Source organism: Alkaliphilus flagellatus (assembly GCF_018919215.1).
Taxonomy (GTDB): Bacteria; Bacillota; Clostridia; order Peptostreptococcales; family Natronincolaceae; genus Alkaliphilus_B; species Alkaliphilus_B flagellatus.
Genome location: NZ_JAHLQK010000021.1, coordinates 1 through 734 on the forward strand (window position 1 = coordinate 1; position 734 = coordinate 734).

Annotated in this window: 1 pseudogene; it reads right to left on the reverse strand. The window is 27.1% G+C overall.

The annotated features are described in order from the left end of the window. Window positions 1-225 (reverse strand): annotated as a pseudogene (locus KQI88_RS17850) (hypothetical protein); the annotation flags it as partial. Between the last annotated feature and the right edge of the window lie 509 nt (window positions 226-734).

A 734-nucleotide genomic window follows, 5' to 3' on the forward strand; every position in this document is an offset into this window, starting at 1 on the left:
TACTGGTATTTTCGCTACAACACCTGCTGTAATTGGGTTTAATCTTACTGGATTATTGTCACAATCTCCTAAAGTTTCAGCTTTAACTTCAACACAAGATGTTTTACTTTCAGGTTTTTTGTGTGCTACAGCATTTTCAAATTTACTATGGCAGTCTTCTGCATTTTTGCTCTTAATAATAATCTCAACATCTTTGTTATTTATGAAAACTTCTCTATTATCCAATTTTATTTCCTCCTATCAGTCTTTTATGATGTCTAAAATCCTATTGGCCTTTTGCCTAGTACATAATATTCTCTTGTTCTATTTTTGTGAATAGTATTTTAATAGAAGGATTCTATGAGAAAATAAGAATGTTTTATAATATAGAATATGTTTTATATTTATTCAGGATAAAAATACTAGACTTTCATACTCTTTCAATTTGTTATTTAACTTTTTCTTTGATAAAAACCCTTCATCATTATCAATTATTTTACTATATCATATCCAACCATTTAATTTTTTTCTCCAGTTCTCTTATTATCTCTAATTATGTACTTGTTAAATGTAAAAAAGAATAGTAGTAATAACCTACCTTCTTAAGAGTTTTTATATAATTTCCTTTTTAAATTCTCCAAGACTTGTTTTAGGATATTTTTCTACCAAAATTATTTTTTATAATTGGCACACATATCAACAACCTGCATATTTTATTACTGACCAAAGGGAGAGGGAGGTGAAAATATGGCAAG